This window comes from Fenollaria massiliensis (genome assembly GCF_000312505.2).
Taxonomy (GTDB): Bacteria; Bacillota; Clostridia; order Tissierellales; family Peptoniphilaceae; genus Fenollaria; species Fenollaria massiliensis.
In genome coordinates this window covers 26,529-44,777 of the sequence record NZ_HG326224.1, presented here as the reverse complement: position 1 = coordinate 44,777, position 18,249 = coordinate 26,529, and the positions used below count along the sequence as shown (strand labels likewise).

Below are 18,249 nucleotides of genomic sequence, written 5' to 3'. Positions count from 1 at the left end.
CTTAAATAATTATTTTGAAAGTGCCTCGTCAATAGCTTTAGCAGCTTTTTTACCAGCACCCATGGCTTCAATAACTGTAGCACTACCTGTTACTACGTCTCCGCCAGCATATACATAGTCACGAGAAGTTTTTTCTTCTCCATTAACTATGATGCCACCTTTTTCGTTAAATTTAATTCCAGTACTTGTTTCTTTAATAAGCGGATTAGGTCTTGTGCCTAGCGCCATAATTACAACGTCTGCTTCTATTTCAAATTCTGATCCTTCAATCTTAACTGGTCTTTGTCTACCAGAGGCATCAGGTTCTCCTAGCTCCATCTTAATGCATCTTACTTTATTAACATCACCGTTTTCATCAGCCAAAATTTCTACTGGATTAGTTAAGAACATGAAATTGATGCCCTCTTCTTTAGCATTTTCAATCTCTTCTCTACGAGCAGGCATGTCTTTATCTTCTCTTCTGTAGACAACAGTTACATTTGAGCCAAAACGTCTAGCTGTTCTAGCAGCGTCCATCGCAACGTTACCTGCACCAACTACAACTGTGTTAACACCTACTCTTATAGGTGTAGCTGTATCTTCTAAATACGCCTTCATTAGATTTGTTCTGGTTAAATACTCGTTCGCAGAGAAAACTCCGTTATAGTTTTCACCTGGAATGTTCATAAATACTGGAAGTCCAGCTCCTGTGCCGATAAATACAGCGTCGTATTCATCTAATAATTCATCAACTGTTACTGTTCTTCCAACTATAGTATTTAGTTTAATCTTAACGCCTAAGGACTTAATATTTTCTATCTCTCTCTTAACAACTGCATCTTTAGGTAATCTAAACTCAGGGATTCCATAAGTTAATACTCCTCCTGCTTCATGAAGAGATTCTAGCATAGTCACATCATAGCCAAGTTTAGCTAAATCGGCTGAACAAGTGATTCCAGAAGGGCCGCTACCTACTACAGCTACCTTTTTGCCATTATTTTTAGCATTCTTTGTAAGTCTAATGCCATTTTTCAAAGCATAATCTCCAGCATATCTCTCTAGTTTACCTATAGCAATAGGTTCACCCTTTCTTCCAAGAATACATGTCATTTCGCATTGACTCTCTTGAGGACAAACTCTTCCACATACTGCTGGCAATGTAGTGTACTTAAATAATTCTTCTGCGGCTTCCTTTGGATTATTATCAGCAAGTTTATGTATAAAGGCTGGTATATCAATATTTACCGGGCACATCTTAACACATTGAGGATTCTTGCATTGAAGACATCTTTTTGCTTCTATAATGCATTCTTCTTCAGTGTAGCCATAGCATACCTCGTTAAAATTATTGATTCTTTCATTAGGATCTTGATATTTAATTTCAGTTCTTTTAAATCTATCCATTATCTCAATCCCCCTATCAAATTACAGAAGTGTTTACCTTCCTTTTCTATCTTAGAATATTGTCTAGATCTTCTTAAAGCTTCGTTCCAGTCAATCAAATGACCATCAAATTCAGGTCCATCAACGCAAGCGAATACAGTCTTGCCATCAACAGTCAATCTACATGCACCGCACATACCGCTTCCGTCAACCATAATTGTATTCATTGATACAATAGTTTTAATATTATGCTCCTTAGTCTTTAAACAAGCAAACTTCATCATTATCATAGGACCAACAACAATCGCATAAGTATATTTTTTGCCTTTATTTGTAATTAAATCTTCAAGGCAGTCTGTAATAAGTCCGCTAAAGCCATAAGTTCCGTCATCTGTTGCTACATAAACGTTCTTAGCAACTTTTTTCATCTCATCTTCAAGTATGATCAAATCCTTATTTCTTGCAGCGATTATAACATCAACATCAACACCATGGTCATGCATCCACTTAACTTGTGGATAAACAGCTGCAGTTCCTAAACCGCCTGCTAAAAATATGATTGATTCTTTTTTAAGATCTTCTAGTGGAATATTTATAAAATCACTAGGTCTACCAAGTGGACCAGAAACATCCTTTAGTGAGTCACCTACATTAAGCGCTCCAAGCTTTTTTGTAGTTGAACCAATCATTTGTACAGCTATCATAACTGTGCCTTCTTCTGGATTACTATCACAAATAGTAAGAGGCAGCCTTTCTGACTTTTCGTCAATAATAATAATTAAAAATTGTCCAGGTTCTGCTTTTCTAGCAATATCTGGAGCTTTTATGTACATAAGAAATGTATTTAAAGCAATATCTTTTTTTTCAATAATTTCGTACACTTTAAATCCCTCCTAAAAATAAATTTAAGTACTTAAATATAAGTATATAATATCACAAAACAATTAAATTTTCAATATTTAAAAGCAAATAGGCCCATGTTTATGAGCCTAATTTTTTTATTATTTTATTTAGCTTTTTTACTTTTAATATATATATTCCTCTTGAAGTTTAAAAATAATATAAACAATAAAATCAATGCTTCAACCGCTATCATAACTTGAACAAAAAATTTATTTTGTTCAAAACTTCCTCCAAGCAGTCTAAAATAAGATAGTAACAATGGTATCATTAGTATTATTGCAAGTATTAGTTTATTTTCCATCTGTCTTTTATAATAATAAAGATTATCATCCTCGCCTAAAATTTCTTCAATGCTCTCAGCCACCTTTGGTTTCATAAGTACATAGATATGTGTTGCAAATAAGCTTGCCTTATAATTAATATCTTGTGAATTACTGTCAAATGTAGCAGCCATGAAAGAAAATAATGATATTTGAGAAGCACTTATTGGGTACTGAAAAATTTCTATATCATTTTTTCTGGCATAAGTTAAAAATGATCTAACATCTTTTTCAGGTCCTTTAAAATAATAAACTTTATATTCATATTTTGCTTCTGTTTTATCAAATTCAAAAAACGAACCTCTTAGGCTAGTTAATTTATAATTTTCCTCGCCTTGTTTATTAAGCCAATTTTCTAAGGAATATATTGGATCTAAAAATTTTTTAAACTTTTTCACTAAAGAACACCATCTTGATAACTATTGTTAAGAGCCATCTCAAGCACTATAAAGGCAAAACCAAATACTACTGCTGGTATTACCCAAGCAAAACCTTCTGATCCAAGAGGAATTCTGTCAAGAAAGCTTCTGATTTGCTCAAACTTACCAATATTTGCAATTGTATCTAATAAACTTGCCATGAAAGCTCCAAGTGTAGCTCCTTTATATATTGCCTTATATTTAATCTTATGGTCAAATATATTTAATAAGATTATTACTATAGCAACTGGATATAAAACTGAAAGTATTGGACCCGAGAATGTTATAATTGAGTCTACGCCATTTGTTGCGACTATTGCACTGAAAAGACATGTAAATATAACTATGGACTTATATGTTAATTTGCCATGAGTTAAATCTGAGAAAAATTCTCCAGCTGTTGCAGTTAAGCCTATGGATGTAGTTAAGCAGGCTAAAGCAACTGTTAAGGCTAGAGCCACAGTTCCATATTGACCCATGATCTTATCAACCATAAATATTAAATTAGCAACTCTATTTGGATTTTCTACATCTATATTAAGATATTCGCTGCCAGTTCCTCCGATATAAACTAGTCCGCCATAAACAAAAGCTAGGCAGCATGCAGCTATAATACCAGATATGACCGTCATCTTAAACATGTCTTTTTGGCTTGTATAACCTCTTTTCTTAACACTGCTGATTACTATAGTCGCCATGATTATAGAGCCGATGGCATCCATTGTTTGATAACCTTCTTTAAAGCCGTTAACAAAATTAAGTGCGACGCCTGTATTTCTTGGTGTGCCTATAGGCTTAACTATAGATGATACTATTATAGTAAATAATATAACTAGTAGTATTGGCGTAAGAATTGAACCGATCTTATCAACTACTTTTGATTGATTTAATGTAAAGAATAGCGTGATACCAAAGAAAATTATTGAAACAAGTATTGGACTAATGTTTCCAAATAATGGTTGAATCGCTATTTCGTATGTAGTGGCACATGTTCTTGGTATAGCAAGTAATGGTCCTATACATATCATTATTAATGAACCAAATAGAATCGAGAATGTTTTATTTACCTTACCCGCAACGTCTTCAAGTCTTCCTCCTGCTTTAGCCGCTGCAACTACACCAAGTATTGGCAAGCCTATACCTGTCATCATAAATCCTATCATCGCTAAGTACCATTTATCTCCGGATATGGCTCCTAATGTTGGTGGAAAAATTAAATTTCCAGCACCTAAAAACATTGCGAATAATGCAAAACCTACTACCATAGTGTCAATGATTTGTTTTCTTTTCACGTTTATCCCTCCATTACCATAGATATTATACTATATCTCTTAAGTAAAGTAAATATATTTTTAGCATTTTGTAACGTTGTAAAGTATTATTGTTAGTGCTGTTAGGTGCATTCAAATAACAGTGCTAAAGCAAAATGAAAAATTATTTATTTTAACTTTTTAATGTTTTGAAAGTTTGCACATAAAAATAACTCACAGTCAATGCCATGAGTTATTTTATGAGTTATTTTATAATTTATTTATTTATTCTACATCATTGGCATTCCGCCAGGCATGCCGCCAGCCATAGGGGCATCATCCTTAGGGATGTCTGCTACTGCTGCTTCAGTAGTTAGTATCATTGATGCTACTGATGCTGCGTTTTGAAGAGCTGATCTAGTTACCTTTGTTGGGTCAACTATACCTGATTTAATCATATCAACGTATTTGTTGTTAAGTGCGTCAAAACCAACGCCAGGTTTTTCGTTCATAACGTTTTCAACTACAACTGATCCTTCTAGACCTGCATTTTCAGCGATTTGTCTTACTGGTTCTTGAAGTGCTCTTAATATAATCTTAACGCCTGTCTTTTCGTCTCCTTCAAAGTCATCAACTATAGCTTCTAGTGCTTTGATTGAGTCAGCAAGTACAGTTCCACCTCCTGGTACTATACCTTCTTCAACAGCTGCTCTTGTAGCTGATAGAGCATCTTCTATTCTTAATTTTCTTTCTTTTAATTCAATTTCACTAGCCGCACCAACTTGAACAACTGCTACGCCGCCAGTTAATTTAGCTAATCTTTCTTGTAGTTTTTCTCTATCGAAGTCAGAGTCAGATGCTTCGTATTGAGTCTTGATTTGTTTTACTCTTGCTTCAATTTCATCTTTGCTTCCTGCTCCGTTAACGATAACAGTTGTTTCTTTGTCAACTTTAACTTTTTGAGCAGTTCCTAGCATATCGATTGTAGCTTCTTTTAGATCATAACCAAGTTCTTCAGAAATAACTTTAGCTCCTGTTAATATAGCTATATCTTGTAGCATTTCTTTTCTTCTGTCGCCAAAGCCTGGTGCCTTAACTGCAACGCAGTTGAATGTACCTCTAAGCTTGTTAACAACAAGTGTTGCCATTGCATCGCCTTCAATGTCTTCAGCAATTATTAATAATGGTTTTGATTGTTTAACAATTTCTTCAAGTACAGGAAGTACTTCTTGTATATTAGTAATTTTCTTATCTGTGATTAAAATGTAAGGATTGTCAAGTTCAGCTACCATCTTATCTGTATCAGTTACCATGTAGCTTGAAACGTATCCTCTGTCAAATTGCATTCCTTCAACAACTTCAAGTGTTGTGCCCATAGATTTTGATTCTTCAACAGTTATAACGCCGTCGTTACCAACTTTATCCATAGCATCTGCAATAAGCTTACCTATTTCCTTGTCTCCAGCTGAAATTGAAGCAACTTGTGCGATAGCATCAGATGATTCAACTTTCTTTGAATATGATTTGATGCTTTCAACAGTTTTTTCAACAGCTTTTCTGATACCATTTTGTAATATCATTGGGTTAGCACCTGCAGCGATATTCTTAAGTCCTTCTCTAATTATTGCTTGAGCAAGAAGTGTTGCTGTTGTAGTACCGTCACCTGCGATATCATTTGTCTTAGTAGCAACTTCTTTTAATAATTGTGCTCCCATGTTTTCAAATTTATCTTCAAGTTCTATTTCTTTAGCAATAGTAACACCATCGTTTGTGATTAATGGTGAGCCAAAAGACTTGTCAAGAACAACGTTTCTTCCTTTTGGTCCAAGTGTTACTTTTACAGTATTAGCAAGAATGTTAATACCTTCTTCCATTTTATGTCTTGCTTCTGCATTGAATTTTATTTCTTTTGCCATATTAATACCTCCTAGTCTTCAACTACTGCTACGATGTCAGCAAATTTTAGTACAGTATATTCTACTCCGTCGATTTTTGCGTTTGTTCCTGCATAAGTTGAGAATATAACCTTATCTCCTACTTTAATTTCTTTAGCTTTTTTCTCGTCATTTGTAATGTCAGCGCCTATAGCTATAACTTCAGCCATAACAGGTGCTTCCTTTGAAGCGCTTGGTAGTACTATGCCTGATTTAGTCTTTTCTTCTGCTTCTAGTTTTTTGATAACTATCCTATCGGATAATGGTCTTAATTTCATAATCTATTCCTCCTTAAATATATATCTATCATTTTCTTGTTAGCACTCGTCACTATTGAGTGCTAACAATTATATTGTAGTCAATATATAGTAAATATACAAGATAATATAATTTAATTTAAATGCTTTTATTTAATACTTTTATTTATTATCTACGTTTTTCTCTTCTTTTTTCATCTTTTTGAAATTTTCTCTCATGTAATAGAAGAGATATTGCTGAGCATAGCCAGATAAATCGCCAAATCTTCTTAAGCCATCTTCTTGTATAAGTTTCTTATTTCTCTCTTCTCCACCATAGTAAAGCTCTTCCATGACCCTTTTTACCCAAACATCTACTGGGAATGAATCAGTTCTGCCTAAACCAAAGAGCAAAATGCATTGAAATACTTTTTCGCCTATGCCAGGCACTTCTAATAAGGTCTTTCTAATATCATCAATACTTTTTTCTTTCAGCTCATCGAAATTAATTATACCCTCTTGAACCATCTTTGAAGCAATTACAATTCTTTCTGATCTAAAGCCAGCTCTTGCGTACTCTTTTATGTCTTCAGGTTTAGCGTTAGAAAGTGCAAGTGGAGTCGGAAAGGCATAGTACTCCTCATCATCAAAAGGATTATTCAGTTTCTCACCATACATCTGTGAAAGTTTTTTTATTGTGTTTTTTATATTCTTAATTTGATTATTAGCACTTATTATAAAGGATATGTATGTTTCAAATGGATCTTGCTTAAGTATCCTCATACCTCCGCCAAAGTCAATTGCCTTGCTTATTACTTCGTCGTTAAGAGATAGTTTTGTTTTTATCGCATCATAATTAGTATTTAAGTCAAAATAATTTAAAATTTCGTTTTTGTCTGAAAAATCGCCAACTATCTCGATACTATCATCTATAGCATGCGCTTCCAAAACCATGCCCCTAAATATAAACCTATATGCCTCGTCATCTAGCTTTTTCCATCTGAATGCTTGGCCGCACTCAAATATATGAGAAGGGACAAAGCTAGTCTGTCCCTTTAATATTATCTTATTCATTATTTTTATTCTTCTTATCCTCTCTTAATGCTTTAAACGCTTGCTTTAGTGTCATTCTGTTTCCGTATTGAAGTGTACCTAATCTATATATGTCACAAGCTAATTTATAAATTAAATATGCTGATATTACTAGTATTGCAAATGATAGAGCTACCTCAGCGATTGATATATTTAGCATACCTGCCCTAATAAACATGACAAATGGTGATGTTAGTGGGAAGTATGATAAGAATGTAACAAAGCTTGATTCTGATCCAGTAGTTAATGCAAATATAGCTCCAAAATAAGCAAGTACTATCAAAATAGTCGCCGATGATATTGATTGACTAACTTCTTCTATCTTATTAACTAGTGCTCCAAGTGTTGCAAATATAAACAAGTATAAGAAGAAGCCCGCTATCATAAACAAGATGAATGTTACAACCAATTGTATAGGTGCACTTGTAATGCTAAATATATCAGACCAGTATTCTTTATTAAATAAGTATCCTACAGCAAAACCTATAAATATAGCTGAAACTTGTAGTACAGCGCTAAATACTGTTGCTAAAACCTTGCTTAGTATCAAGTACTTTGGTTTAGTTGACGTGATTAAAAGCTCCATAGTTCTGTCATTCTTTTCTTTAGCTACAGATGTTGCTGTTATTTGACCATAAGTTAATATAATCATATATAATAAGAATAACAAGATATAAATTATAAAATAGTTTTGCTTTGAGTCCTTTCCTAGCACTACTTCATTTATTTGGTATTGATTTGCCTCTATTGATTTAAGCTTTGTATAATCAATTCCTTCTGATTCAATAAGTTTTTTATATCTGTATTCATTTAAAGCCCCATCTAAGCTATCGCCCATATCAGTAAGTTTAGAGTTTAATACAAATTTTTGAATTGAGTCAGCATCGATAATTGCCCCTCTATCAAGTTCTTTACTTAATACATCATCTTTTAGCTTTTCTTCATCAGTATATAAATGAACTTCATAATTACTTAAAAATGATTTTAATTCACTTTCGTCAATATTATCATCATCTATAATTATACCTAGCTTTTGAGTCTTATTTAATTCTTCAGTGATGGATTTGAATAAATTACCTTGAATAAGTCTTGGTGCAAAAGCTGCAAGCAAGGCTAAAGCAAAGAATATAGCAGTAGTTATTTTATATGATTTATTTTTTATAAGCTGTTTAAACTCAAATGAACTTATTAGTTTTATCTTATTTAACATCGTTATCACCTACCGCTTCTATAAATATCTCTTCAAGACTTGGCTCGTATTTAGCTATAGCTCTAAAATTATCTTTATTTATAGCGTAATTAGCTAGTTCACTAGCTTTATCAGAAGTTCTTACAATTATGTCATTGTCAGTAATCTTGACATTATCTTGTCCGACCATATCAAAAATATCTTGTAAATAATTTACAGCATCATTGTAAAAACTTAGTCTTAATCTTCCCTCACCCATATTTTTCTTGATTTCCTTAAGATTACCAGTCAAAACATTGCTGCCATCTTTAATAAGAGCAATATTGTCACAGAAATTTTCTACATGACTCATTTGATGAGATGAGAATATTAGTAAAGTACCTTCATTAACGGCCTCTTTGATTAAATCAATAAGTATTTGTGAGTTAACTGGGTCAAGACCAGAAAATGGCTCATCAAGAATAATGATGTCTGGCTTGTTTATAAATGTTTGTATGATTTGTATTTTTTGTTGATTACCCTTTGATAAGGTATCAAGATTTTTTGCCTTATATTCACTTAGCTTAACTTTTTCAAGCAGCTCTATAGCATTGTCATGGCTTTCTTTTTTAGAAAGTCCTTTTATTCTGCCAAAGTAAATAAGCTGATCAAGTATGGCAGTTTTTGCGTACATGCCCCTCTCTTCAGGTAAATATCCAAGTTTAATCTCTTTTCTGTCAATTGGCGAGCCATCAATCAGTATCTCTCCGCTATCAGCTTTAAATACATCCATAAGTATCCTTATGGTAGTCGTCTTACCAGCACCGTTCCTTCCTAAAAAAGCAGTTGAACTACCGGAACTTGTCTCTAAGTTAATTCCATGTAAAACTTCTTTTCCAGCGAAGGATTTTTTAATATCAATTAATTCAAGTTTCATTAATTATCCTCCTTTCTGGGTCTGCCCCTCTTTTTTGACTCCCTGTATAGTCCTAATTTTTTATCATAAACAATATTTTTTGCTCTATTGACATAGTCATCACTTGTAAAAGTACCGTCATTTTTGCATTTAAGTAAATAGTTTAGCGTGAATAAACTCTCTGATAAAGGTACATTCTCAACTATGATGTCCGTATCTAAATCAAGCACAGTTGGAGCAAAGTTCCAAATCGCTTTTATACCAATTTTTTCATAAGTTCTAGCAACGTCCCTCGCACTATTACTTGTAACAGCAATTACACCTATATCGATAGTATTGTTTTTAGCAAAATCTTCAAGCTCAGAAATATTTCTAACCTTGATACCATTAAAGCTAAGGCCAATCATATTAGGATTGCTATCAAATAGGCCAATAAATTTAAAGCCGCTTGATTCAAACTCACGAGACTGTATTATCGCTTGACCAATATTGCCAACACCAGTTAAAATTAAGTTTTTCTTATAATCAAGACCTAGAACGCCTTTTAAGTCCATGTATATGGTCTCAACGTGATAACCATAACCTTGTCTGCCCTCAGCGCCGAAAGTGTTTAAGTCAGCTCTTATCTGAGAGGCGGTAAATTTAGTGTACGCTGATAGCTCACTCGAAGAGGCCCTATGTACGCCCCTTGCGTATAGATCTTCAAAAATCACATAGTAGATAGGTAATCTTTTAATTGCATTAATTGTAATATCACGAGCCATATGTCCACACCTTTCATTATCAGAACAAATATAGTATAACATATAGAGATTTTCTTAGCAATATTTTTTTCTTTTATGTTATAATATAAACGAGGTGTTTTTATGACTATACTAGCGTGTAATAATATAAAAAAATTTTTTATAGACAAATTAATTTTTGAAAACGTTTCTATTAATATAAATGAAGGCGAAAAAGTTGCTATAGTTGGTATGAATGGTACTGGCAAGTCAACACTGCTTAACATATTATCTGGTATGCTTAATTATGATGAAGGCGATATATTTATTTCCAAAGATACAAAAATCGCCTATCTTGAACAAAATACAACTATCAGGAGCTCTCTAAGTGTTTACGATGAGATGAAAAAGTCCATGAAGCACTTGACTGATCTTGAAGAGGAGCTTAGAAATTTTGAAGATATCATTGCCAAGGACCCTAGTCAAGAGAATATGGATAGATACGCCTTTTTACTTGAAGACTTTGAAAAGAAAGGCGGATATACATACGATGCTGAGATAAAAAAGGTTTTAACTGGTCTTGGCTTTGGCGAAGATCAATTTGATCAGGCATTTAACTCTCTAAGCGGTGGACAAAAGTCTAAGCTAATGCTTGCTAAGGCTCTTATACAAGAGTCTGACATACTTTTTTTGGACGAGCCGACTAACCATCTTGATATTGACTCAATGGAATTCCTTCAAGACTACATCAATTCATTCTCAAAAACCGTTGTTATGGTCAGCCACGATAGATATTTTTTAAACGCTACTTGCAATAAGGTAATACTTATAAAGGATCACAGTACTCACGAATATAATATGGGCTATGAACTATATATCAAGCAAAGAAAGATAAATGAAGCGATTCAAGAGAAAGCTTACATCAATCAGCAAAAAGAGATTGAGAGACAAAAAGAAATTATCAGAAGATATAGGTCCTACGCTACTGAAAAGAGCATTATAAAGGCAAAATCTCGTGAAAAGATGCTTGCTAAGATTGAGCTATTAAGCGATGTTAATGATGATAGTGAGATTAATTTCAAGTTTAGAATGAAGGTAGAGTCTGGTAACGATGTTTTGTCTGTTGAAAATATCAATAAAAGCTTTGGCGATTTTAAACTTTTAAACGATATAAACTTTAATATATATAAGCGTGAACACGTAGGCATCATAGGTGCTAATGGCATTGGAAAGTCAACTCTATTTAAAATAATTCTTGGTGAAGAAAGTCATGACTCTGGCGAAATACGCTTTGGAACTAATGTCAATGTCGGCTACTTTGATCAAGAGCTAGAAAAGCTCGATGTGAATAAATCCATTGCCGAAGAGATATGGGATAGCTTCCCTCGACTTACTTATTTTGAACTAAGAAAGGCTCTTGCTAAATTTTTATTTATTGATGACGATATATATAAAATGATAGATGAGCTATCTGGAGGAGAAAAAGCTAGAGTTTCTCTATGTAAAATAATGCTTTCTGATGTAAACTTCCTTGTTTTAGACGAACCTACTAATCACTTGGATATTGAGTCAAAAGAAGTTTTGGAAGAGGCTCTTAACTCATACGAAGGAACTTTGCTTGTAATTAGCCACGATAGATATTTTCTAAATAAAGTTGTAAATAAACTACTTGAGCTTAAAGCTGATGGTATTCACGAATTTTTAGGTAATTATGATTATTATCTAGAAAAGAAAAAGCGTATGCGTGAAGAAGAAGCCTTTCTAGAAGAACCTGAAGAAATCACAAAGACTCAAGCAAAACTTAATAAAAAGCGTGAGAGAGAAGAAAAAGAAAGATTAAAAAAAGAAAACAAGCTAAGGATGCTATTGAAAAAGAAATTTCTGAACTTGAAAAACATAAAAACGATATTCATAATGAGCTAGCAAACCCTGATATTTACGATGACATAGACAGAGTTAACGATTTGAATTTTAAGCTCACTGAGATTGATGAAAAGCTTGACTCCTTATACGAAGAGCTTATTTATATGGAGGAATAAGATGTTTGAGCTAAAAAATGTACAATTTAAAAATATTCTTAATATAGATAACTTAATTATTAATGATAGTGGGCTTACTATGATTATAGGACCGAGCGGCAGCGGTAAATCAACTCTTCTTAAAATGCTTGATGATATAATTAGTCCTGATAGCGGCGAGATTTTATATAAAGGTGATAATATTGGTTCATATAAAGCGCATGAGCTAAGAAGAAAAATTATTATGCAATCGCAATTCCCTGCCATCTTTGAAGGAAATGTAAGAGTTAATTTAAATATAGCGAGAAAATTCAGCGGATTATCTCCTCTTGATGACGAAAATCTAAAAGAACTGCTTAATATAGTTTTACTAGATAAAAAACTTGATGACGAGCCAAAAGATTTTTCTGGCGGAGAAAAAACAAGGCTTTCAATTGCTAGAGTTTTAGCGATAGATGCTGAAGTCTATCTATTTGATGAGCCAACATCGTCTCTTGATGATGAAACTGAATTTAATCTTATAAATAAAGTGATTCAATATCTAAAAGAAAAAATAAAAAGATAGTTATGGTATCGCACTCAGAAAAACTATTTTCCCTTGCTGAGCAAGTTATAGAAATAAATAATAATACAGCATCTATCAAGGAGTCTTAGTATGTTAAGAGATATTTCAACAACACAATTAATTTTATCCTTTGCCTTTATATTAGTTTTATTAATAATATCAAAGTTAAAAGGTTTGTCAAATCAAGTCTTAATCATAATTGCTTCGCTAAGAATGACAGTACAGCTACTAATAACAGGCTATCTTCTTCAGTACATACTAAAGAGTGATAGTCCATGGATAACTCTATTGATACTAGTAATAATGGAAGCATTTGCAATATTTAATGTATATAAGAGAAGCAAGGTAAATAAAAATAAGCTTAAACAGATTGTTGCAATTTGTTTTATCGGCTCGAGCCTTGTCTCAATTTTTTATTACATAATAATTGTACTTGCCGTTAAGCCTTGGTACGATCCGAGATACTTTATCACAATATGCGGAATGCTTATAGGTAATACCATGACAGGTATGAGCCTTGCTATCAATTCATATAAAAATGCACTTCATGATCAAAGAGATAAAATCGAAGCAGCGCTGATGCTTGGTGCTAAACCAAAAGATGCCGTTTCAAAAATTTCTAGAGAAGCCTTTAGTTCTGCCATACTACCAACGCTTAACTCAATGCTTGGCATGGGCATAGTACTATTGCCCGGTATGATGACAGGTCAGATACTATCAGGCACAGATCCGATGTCCGCTATACTTTATCAAATAACGATAATGATAGCCATAGTCGGAACTGTTGGTATAACTACAAGTATATTTACATCGCTTGCTTATAAAGCTTTTTTTAATAAGAGAGAGCAAATATTATTTTAATAAAAAAACAAACTCTACTAAAACTAGTAGAGTTTATTTATATACGAATCTATTACCGACTCTTTCTTCTTTTCACTAAATACGTTCTTCTCTCTCAAAATATCTATAAGCCACAAAGCTTTCGAATGAAATATCGCTTCTTTGTAATCACTTAAGACTATCTCATAAAGCTTACCATTTAAGAACTTTGAATTCGTTTTAACGTAGTATGCGTCAACATTCTCAAAGTCAACCAGCCTTAGTATGCTTATAGTTGTTAAATCTTTTTGATGGTACAAACTTAATCCAGTATTTTTGTATTCAACAAAATACTTTCTGTGTTTATTTGTATTTTTTATCTCATTTGCAAGCATTAAATAATACTTAGCAAGTGAATTGTAGTATTGGTAGTTAAACATGCCCTTTTCAAATGAATCAATCTTAATAAAAGGTTTGATGTTTAAGCTAGTAATAAAATTAAAATTTTCTTTAAGAAATTCTTTCTTTGTCAAGTCACCGTTATTGAACTGTATAATCAAAGAATGTCTCTTCTCAAAAAACACCTCAAAAAGATTCTTCCTCTTTACATAAAGCATTAAATACCACTTTCTAATTATTTAACTTCTTCTACGTAGCTCCTTAAGTCACTATCTACATCTTCAGCTAAGTAGTTAACGTTGATAAGTATGTCTACATCATGCTTTTCAGAAATTTCTTCCAAATTCTTTACTAAGCATTTTAAATCTTCTTTCTTAATATCAATAATCTTATAAACACTGTCTATATAGATCTTTTCTAGGTCGAAGTCCATTGATAGCATGCCAAGCAAGAAGCCGTAGAACTTTTCAATAGTATTTATACTATAGTCGCTTAAGTTAATAAGTCTAACATTAGTATCTAAAGAAAATATGTGTTCGTCCTCAACATCTAAGAACGTAATGTTGCCGTTACCTGACTTAATGTCATCGTTAGCACCATTGATTAACCACTTAGTTTTTCCTGCGCCTTTTGCTCCTAAGATTAATTTAACCATAAAAATCATCCTCCTTAAAATATTTACCTTGGTAATTTGATTTTCTTTTCATCTGTTCCAATATGGAATCTTTTATTCTCCACCAAGATTCGCCCCAGTTGCAATGAATAGTTCCCTCTTCATCAGATCTGCCGACCAATCTTTGTATAATTATATCATCTTTAATATGAGTTAAGAAAATTTCTACTCTGTCTACATAATCTTCTCTGTTTAATAGTTTAAACTCGCCAGCTTTATACATCTTGGCTATCTTAGTTCCTTCCATGATATATAAACTATGTAGCTTTACCTCATCAGTCTTTGTCATGTTAATGAGTTTAGCATCATTGTAAACATCATCAAGACTATCCCACGGTAAATCAAGTATCAAGTGAGCTGCTTTTCTTATGCCATACTTAGATAATGTTTCACACGCGTCTATATAGTCCTTAGTTGTGTGACATCTATTTAATATCTTAAGCGTCTCATCGTTTGAGCTTTGTAAGCCTAGCTCAACTGTTAGCTCAAGATTATACTCGTCCTTAACATCTTTTAAAAATTTCATGTAATCATCAAAAATAAGATCTGGTCTCGTTGATATATTTATACCCACAACATCTTCTTCTATAGCGTTAATTATATTTTCCTTGAATTTATCTAGTGGCATATAAGTATTAGAAAAGTTTTGGAAATACGCTATGAACTTCGTTGCCTTATGATTTTTTGTGATATTTATCTTATTTTGCTCAATCTGCTCTTTGACAGATAGTTTATTAGATAAATTCTCAAAGCTGCCGCCTTCTGCTGTACAAAAGATGCAGCCGCCATAAGCCTTTGAACCATCTCTATTCGGACAAGTTATATTTAGACTGATAGGTAATTTATAAACTTTAGTGTGAAATTTATTCCTTAAGTATTCTGAGTAGACTCTATAGAGTTTTTTCTCATCCTCAAAGCTAATAATATTACTCATCTACCTCATTTTTCTTGTAAAATTCTTCCATAAGTTCATCTACGATAGCGTCGTCAACCACTTCTAGTTCAACATCTACACCATTTTCATTTTCAATGTACTTATATGGATAAACATACTCTTCTTCCTCTTCCACATCTAGTGGAAATAAGAATATATAGTCATCTCCTTTGTAATTAAATAGATCAAGTACAGCGCATTCAAGCTCTGTTCCGTCATCTAAAGTGATGATCATTGTGTCTTCACAGTCACAATCATCATGGTCATGGTCGTGGTCATGTCCACAGCCGCAGCCTTCATCGTGGCAGCAGCAATCATGTTCATCGATAAAATCTTTATCTTTACTCATCTTTATCTCCTCTTTCTAAAATTTGTTCGGAAAAGTCTTCAAAATTAGATATATTTACCAATTCCAAACTTATATTTTTATTAATTTCATTTATATTTTCATCAGTTATAAAGGAAAGCTGAGGATTTTTCTTAAAATCATAAGAAATTTGATCAAGGTAGTAATTAATCAAAAACTCCTTCTCTTCCTTAGACATATCCTTATTTCTAACGCTTAAAGCAACTGATTCATAGAATTTATATCTTAAGAATATAATAAAGCCTTCAAAATCTTCAACATTTGTTCCCTTTTCGATAATAAATATTATTCTAAAGAATAGGTTCCACTTAAAATCTGTATTAATAAGACTAAGTATCTCGTTACCTAAACTTTGTGTAAATGTATCATTAAATATAGGTTTTCTCTCAAACTCAATATAATTAGTTAGTGGTCCAAGATTTTCTTGTATATCAGATAGTCTTCCCACTAAATCAACAAATTCCTGAGATATATCTTTGGCTGATTTTTTTCTTGCTTTCATAAACAAGTATTCGCTTATCATGTCGCAAGAGTCTTTGTAATCAATTATATATCCTAAATCGCTCTTTACTTTAGATTTAAATATATCGTGAATAGACTTAGATACAAGCTTTACAAGCTGTTTCTTCTTATTTACCTGTACAGTAGAGTCAGTCCTATTCAAGTGATTGTAAACACTCATAAGCTGTCTATCAACCATAGTTAAGTTATCTTTGATAGTCGCCATGATGTCAATAAAGAAATCTTCTGTAAGAACATAGTTATAATTCTTATACAAGACTTTGTGGTCTATATCTCCCCAGAACACATTAACAAGTGATTTAATTTGAAGCTCAAAATGAATTTTCTTGCCGTCATCATCAACATACTTGCCGTCAATCTTGTAGATCTCAAAACCATTCTTTTGAAGTTGTGGCTGCTCTTCGGATAACTTTAGAAATATCTTTTTATTGATATGACTAGAGTAGTATCCTCTGTCCTCTTTATAATTGAATAAATTTAATAAATCTCTGTAAATCTTTTTTTCATCATCAATAAATCTACACTCAATTCTAACACCGATGATATCTGAGATATTTTCCATAAGATTCTCAGGCGTCTTATACATAGTGTAGAGATTATTTCTAAGTATCTTCTCTCTAAGTGATGTAGCTTCTTTTACTCTTCCTCTTGCAGTAAGAAAGTGGTCCTTAGCACAGAAGGTATTAGCAAAAAAGTTTTCTAAAATCTCTAATATTTCTTCTAGTTTATCGTTATTCTTTTCTAGTAAATCTATAGTGTCATCTATAAAATCAAATAATTCAAGCCTCATCAGCTCTCATATCCTTTCATTAAACAAATATTTCTGGTTTGTATTTATCCTTTAAACTGTCTATAACTTTTTTAAATGCGTTCATTTGTTTAATTTGCATAACATGAGCACGCACTTCATCTTTAACCTCGTCAAATGATTTATTTTTTGCTTCATTAATCTTATTAAGCTTGATTATATGATATCCAAATTGAGTTTTAACTGGTTCAGAAATTTCTCCAATATTCATTGAGAAAACTTTATCGTCAAATTCCTTAACCATTTGTCCTCTATGGAATGTTCCTAAATCGCCGCCATTAGCCTTTGATGGACAAGCAGAGTGTTCTTTAGCAAGACTTGCAAAGTCTTCACCCTTGTCAATCTTAGCCTTGATATCTTTAGCCTTAGCTTCATCATCAACTAAGATGTGGCTTGCTGATCTTGATTCAGGCTCAGAAAATTCATTTTTAAACTCTTCATAATAGTTCTTAAGCTCTTCATCTGTTGCTTCATCGCATTCAAGAGCTTTTTTAAATGCCATATTAGTTAAGATATTTTCTTTAGCTTTGGTAATTTCTCTCTTATACTCTTCGCTCTCATCTAGCTTTTCATTAATAGCTTGATTATATAACATAGCTTGATTAACCATCTCTTCAACTAGTTTTTTAACTCCATCCTTTGATTGGAACTGCATAGTTAGTTGTGGTCCAAGCATATTTGCAAAGTTAACAACATCTTCTTTTTTAATTTCTTTGCCGCAAACTTTAGCGACAATCTCTTTATTTATTTCCAAAATATCCTCCTTAAATTATAATCTTCCACATATTTATATTATCATATAAATTGTTATTTTGCAAGACT

Annotated in this window: 20 protein-coding genes; 4 read left to right on the top strand and 16 right to left on the bottom strand. The window is 32.6% G+C overall.

The window, feature by feature from the left end:
• Positions 1–9: 9 nt before the first annotated feature.
• The 10 genes from gltA to BN30_RS08515 form a co-directional block, all read right to left on the bottom strand.
• Positions 10–1,383: an NADPH-dependent glutamate synthase gene (gene gltA, locus BN30_RS00245; RefSeq protein WP_019213517.1), complete on the bottom strand. Its 1,374-nt coding sequence runs from the start codon at positions 1,381–1,383 to the stop codon at positions 10–12.
• The gene (locus BN30_RS00240) at positions 1,383–2,243 is read right to left on the bottom strand and encodes a sulfide/dihydroorotate dehydrogenase-like FAD/NAD-binding protein (RefSeq protein WP_019213516.1); all 861 of its coding nucleotides are present in this window, start codon (positions 2,241–2,243) and stop codon (positions 1,383–1,385) included. The genes gltA and BN30_RS00240 overlap by 1 nt, the downstream gene beginning before the upstream one ends.
• Before the next feature lie 125 nt (positions 2,244–2,368).
• On the bottom strand, positions 2,369–2,983 hold the full coding sequence (locus BN30_RS00235) for a DUF2812 domain-containing protein (protein WP_019213515.1): 615 nt from the start codon (positions 2,981–2,983) through the stop codon (positions 2,369–2,371).
• Positions 2,983–4,296 (bottom strand): branched-chain amino acid transport system II carrier protein, encoded by a 1,314-nt coding sequence (gene brnQ, locus BN30_RS08520; protein WP_019213514.1) that lies wholly within the window; start codon positions 4,294–4,296, stop codon positions 2,983–2,985. Before brnQ ends, BN30_RS00235 begins: the two co-directional genes overlap by 1 nt.
• A gap of 248 nt (positions 4,297–4,544) precedes the next feature.
• Positions 4,545–6,170, bottom strand: coding sequence for a chaperonin GroEL (groL, locus tag BN30_RS00225; RefSeq protein ID WP_019213513.1), 1,626 nt, complete (start codon positions 6,168–6,170; stop codon positions 4,545–4,547).
• 11 nt (positions 6,171–6,181) lie between these two features.
• Positions 6,182–6,466, bottom strand: a complete 285-nt coding sequence (locus BN30_RS00220) for a co-chaperone GroES (protein WP_019213512.1) — start codon at positions 6,464–6,466, stop codon at positions 6,182–6,184.
• 141 nt (positions 6,467–6,607) lie between these two features.
• Complete coding sequence (locus BN30_RS00215; protein ID WP_019213511.1) at positions 6,608–7,498, bottom strand: DNA-3-methyladenine glycosylase family protein; 891 nt, start codon at positions 7,496–7,498, stop codon at positions 6,608–6,610.
• Positions 7,491–8,726, bottom strand: coding sequence for an ABC transporter permease (locus tag BN30_RS00210; protein ID WP_019213510.1), 1,236 nt, complete (start codon positions 8,724–8,726; stop codon positions 7,491–7,493). The genes BN30_RS00215 and BN30_RS00210 overlap by 8 nt, the downstream gene beginning before the upstream one ends.
• A complete protein-coding gene (locus tag BN30_RS00205) occupies positions 8,716–9,621 on the bottom strand; it encodes an ABC transporter ATP-binding protein (protein WP_019213509.1) in 906 nt (301 codons plus the stop codon). Before BN30_RS00205 ends, BN30_RS00210 begins: the two co-directional genes overlap by 11 nt.
• The gene (locus BN30_RS08515; RefSeq protein ID WP_019213508.1) at positions 9,621–10,364 is read right to left on the bottom strand and encodes a redox-sensing transcriptional repressor Rex; all 744 of its coding nucleotides are present in this window, start codon (positions 10,362–10,364) and stop codon (positions 9,621–9,623) included. The genes BN30_RS00205 and BN30_RS08515 overlap by 1 nt, the downstream gene beginning before the upstream one ends.
• A 102-nt stretch (positions 10,365–10,466) precedes the next feature.
• Between BN30_RS08515 and BN30_RS08510 the strand changes: the two genes are divergently transcribed.
• The 4 genes from BN30_RS08510 (at position 10,467) to BN30_RS00185 (ending at position 13,766) form a co-directional block, all read left to right on the top strand.
• Entirely contained in the window at positions 10,467–12,245 is a 1,779-nt protein-coding gene (locus BN30_RS08510) for an ABC-F family ATP-binding cassette domain-containing protein (RefSeq protein ID WP_051149403.1), read from the top strand.
• A complete protein-coding gene (locus tag BN30_RS10515) occupies positions 12,158–12,361 on the top strand; it encodes an ABC transporter C-terminal domain-containing protein (RefSeq protein ID WP_084691344.1) in 204 nt (67 codons plus the stop codon). The genes BN30_RS08510 and BN30_RS10515 overlap by 88 nt, the downstream gene beginning before the upstream one ends.
• A 1-nt stretch (position 12,362) precedes the next feature.
• Positions 12,363–12,905, top strand: coding sequence for an ABC transporter ATP-binding protein (locus BN30_RS08505; RefSeq protein ID WP_019213507.1), 543 nt, complete (start codon positions 12,363–12,365; stop codon positions 12,903–12,905).
• 90 nt (positions 12,906–12,995) lie between these two features.
• On the top strand, positions 12,996–13,766 hold the full coding sequence (locus BN30_RS00185) for an ABC transporter permease (RefSeq protein ID WP_019213506.1): 771 nt from the start codon (positions 12,996–12,998) through the stop codon (positions 13,764–13,766).
• Between the two features lie 23 nt (positions 13,767–13,789).
• Here BN30_RS00185 and BN30_RS00180 read toward each other — a convergent pair whose 3' ends face one another.
• From BN30_RS00180 to BN30_RS00155, 6 genes are read right to left on the bottom strand one after another with little or no spacing between them, the layout of a single operon-like run.
• Positions 13,790–14,341 (bottom strand): DUF6648 family protein, encoded by a 552-nt coding sequence (locus tag BN30_RS00180; protein ID WP_019213505.1) that lies wholly within the window; start codon positions 14,339–14,341, stop codon positions 13,790–13,792.
• 17 nt (positions 14,342–14,358) lie between these two features.
• Complete coding sequence (locus BN30_RS00175; RefSeq protein WP_019213504.1) at positions 14,359–14,778, bottom strand: hypothetical protein; 420 nt, start codon at positions 14,776–14,778, stop codon at positions 14,359–14,361.
• Positions 14,771–15,730 carry a tRNA modification radical SAM protein MnmL/YtqA gene (gene mnmL / locus BN30_RS00170; RefSeq protein ID WP_019213503.1) on the bottom strand — a complete coding sequence of 320 codons (960 nt, stop codon included), beginning with the start codon at positions 15,728–15,730 and terminating at the stop codon, positions 14,771–14,773. The genes BN30_RS00175 and mnmL overlap by 8 nt, the downstream gene beginning before the upstream one ends.
• Positions 15,723–16,079 carry a DUF1292 domain-containing protein gene (locus BN30_RS00165; protein ID WP_019213502.1) on the bottom strand — a complete coding sequence of 119 codons (357 nt, stop codon included), beginning with the start codon at positions 16,077–16,079 and terminating at the stop codon, positions 15,723–15,725. The genes mnmL and BN30_RS00165 overlap by 8 nt, the downstream gene beginning before the upstream one ends.
• Positions 16,072–17,409 (bottom strand): GTP pyrophosphokinase, encoded by a 1,338-nt coding sequence (locus BN30_RS00160; protein ID WP_019213501.1) that lies wholly within the window; start codon positions 17,407–17,409, stop codon positions 16,072–16,074. Before BN30_RS00160 ends, BN30_RS00165 begins: the two co-directional genes overlap by 8 nt.
• A 19-nt stretch (positions 17,410–17,428) precedes the next feature.
• The gene (locus BN30_RS00155) at positions 17,429–18,181 is read right to left on the bottom strand and encodes a peptidylprolyl isomerase (protein WP_019213500.1); all 753 of its coding nucleotides are present in this window, start codon (positions 18,179–18,181) and stop codon (positions 17,429–17,431) included.
• Positions 18,182–18,249: the final 68 nt, after the last annotated feature.